The organism is Ligilactobacillus sp. (genome assembly GCF_036846325.1).
Classification (GTDB): domain Bacteria; phylum Bacillota; class Bacilli; order Lactobacillales; family Lactobacillaceae; genus Ligilactobacillus.
The window spans coordinates 1-2,446 of sequence record NZ_DAIUCE010000166.1 but is presented as its reverse complement, the minus strand read 5'-3'; the positions used below and the strand labels follow the sequence as shown (position 1 = coordinate 2,446).

3 protein-coding genes are annotated in these 2,446 nt (G+C 43.3%); all 3 read right to left on the bottom strand.

Annotation, left to right across the window (positions count from 1 at the left end; all coding sequences use genetic code 11):
- The coding region (locus tag V7Z60_RS09760; protein WP_334117619.1) for a YihY/virulence factor BrkB family protein at positions 1-690 on the bottom strand (690 nt) is incomplete at its 3' end.
- A gap of 35 nt (positions 691-725) precedes the next feature.
- Positions 726-1,283 carry a LysM peptidoglycan-binding domain-containing protein gene (locus V7Z60_RS09755; protein WP_334117618.1) on the bottom strand — a complete coding sequence of 186 codons (558 nt, stop codon included), beginning with the start codon at positions 1,281-1,283 and terminating at the stop codon, positions 726-728.
- A gap of 146 nt (positions 1,284-1,429) precedes the next feature.
- A complete protein-coding gene (gene galU, locus V7Z60_RS09750; protein WP_003692654.1) occupies positions 1,430-2,314 on the bottom strand; it encodes a UTP--glucose-1-phosphate uridylyltransferase GalU in 885 nt (294 codons plus the stop codon).
- Positions 2,315-2,446 lie beyond the last annotated feature (132 nt).

The following is a 2,446-nucleotide window of genomic DNA, read 5'->3' as shown; positions in this document are numbered from 1 at the left end:
TGAAAACCCCTGCGTCAGGACCATCCATCCGCACGTTGCGAAAAGAGCTCCCGGCCAGATAAAGCGCAAATGAAGCTTAGCATTCGGAATAAACGTATAAAGCAATGCCATGATCAAGAAAATACCGGTCATTATAGTCGGCCACTTGACCTGATTAAAGGTATCAATCATGTCCACCGGTAAATTGAACAACGGCGCAAGATATTCAAGAACCGCCTGACCAAAACTGTAAATAATGAACAACAGCACAAATGCCACGCCAAGAAACGCAGTAAATACAAACGCAAACAGCCTTCTTGCAAGCATTCCCTGACTGTTTTCAACTCCATAAGCCAAATTCAGCGATCTTTTCATTGCATTGAATCCACGGCTCGCTGCCCAAACAGAAATAAGACCGGAAATCGAGGCTGCTCCGCCAGACGATCCATTTTCCAGATATTGAATAATGAAAGGTTTGAGCGTTTGGTATATCGAACGAGGAATCGCCATTTCAATGTATGCCAGAACGGTGCCTGCTTTAAGATGCAAAAGCGGCAGGAGATTTCCGATAAAAATCATCAGGGGAATAATTGCCAGCAGCGCATAATACGAAATTACGATTGCTTCGTTTGAAACGTTTGCCCGATTAAAACGTGACGCTGCAGATAAAAAGAAGGTGCGTACACCCTTATCAACGTCTTTCAAGTGCACTCGCCTTCCCTTCTTTCAATCTTAAAACTTAGCCGTCAATCGCCCTGGCTCGAACTGTCAGCACTGCTTGAACCCTCATTGCCTGAATCAGCCGGAACCTTCAATTCCTGCCCGGGATTAATGGTTCCGCTCGTAAGATCGTTCAAATCCATCAACTCCTGCGTCGTAGTTCCGTACTTGCTTGCGATCGTCGATAAATAATCACCTGATTTGACCGTATATGTAGTATACTCACCCTTGTTTTTCCCAGTCGACGATGAAGAACCTGAAACAGACGATGCCGAGCTTGATGATGCAGCGCTGCTTGAGGAAGCAACTGAGGAAGTCTTTTTCGAACTTGAAGAAACCTTTTCAGAATCATCTTTTGGTTCCTTGTATTCGCCATACTTCTTTTTGGCGATTTCCCGCTGCTTATTGTATTCACGCCTTTGAATTTCAGCGTTATTGCCAAAAGAAGAAGCCAGTCTTCCCTGAACAAAGTCGCTCTTGAATCCTACGATGCAAACAACCGCAATCACAAGCACAATTACAGCGGCTCTGATGATTTTAAACGTATTTTTTCGTTTATGATGATTTTTTGCATGCCCTGCCACGCCAATACCTCCTTAAGACGTAAGTCGCTTATATATTCCTTTAAGTAACATGATACTATAAAATCACTTTATCTGCATAGGTTTATGCAAAAAATTTGCCTGGACTTAAAAAAAGCCAGGACAAGCGGTCCTGACTCCAAAATTCATTATTTAAGCGTCTTTGCAAGATCTTTGATATACTTTGCAAGATCGTCCTTAACTTCCGGGTGACGCAGTCCAAATTCGATTGATGTCTTCAAGTAGCCGAACTTGTAGCCGACATCATAACGTTCGCCTTTGAATTCATGTGCAAAAACACGTTGAATCTTATTAAGGCGGTCAATTGCATCCGTCAGCTGAATCTCATTGCCTGCGCCCGGCTTTTGCGTTTCAAGCATATCGAAGATTTCAGGCGTCAACAGATATCGACCGATGATTGCAAGATCCGACGGTGCCTTTTCAACAGGCGGCTTTTCAACGAAGCGCTTGACGTCATACAGACCAGGTCGCGTTTCTGACGTTGGATCAATAACGCCGTACTTGGAAACTTCTTCATGCGGAACCTTCATAACTGCAAGAGTTGAAGCATGCGTTTCTTCATAGCGATCCATCAATTGCTTGGTCAAGGGAACCTTATCTTCCATGATGTCATCACCAAGCATGACAACGAATGGTTCATCCCCAACGAAATCCTTGGCCATCAAAACCGCATCGCCCAGCCCGCGCGGATGAGACTGACGAATGAAGTATAAGTTGATGTCTGTTGTTTGCTGAACAAGTCGCAAAAGTTCTGTCTTACCCTTTTCCTTAAGGTTTTGTTCCAGTTCGGGAACGGAATCGAAGTGATCTTCGATTGGACGCTTGCCCTTGCCGGTAACGACTAAAATATCTTCAATTCCTGATTTCTTAGCTTCTTCAACAATATATTGGATCGTCGGCTTATCGATGATAGGCAGCATTTCCTTAGCCAAAGCTTTTGTGGCCGGGAGAAAACGCGTTCCCAGTCCTGCTGCAGGAATAACAGCCTTTCTTACTTTCTTTTGGTTTTTCATAGTGAACCCCTTTGCGAAACATTTAGGTTAATCCAATCGCTAAAATTGACCACCTAGGCTACATTATACCAGTATATAATTTTTTTACAATATTTAATCATAAAAATTAAGTAATTACTTAAGAAAACGCTC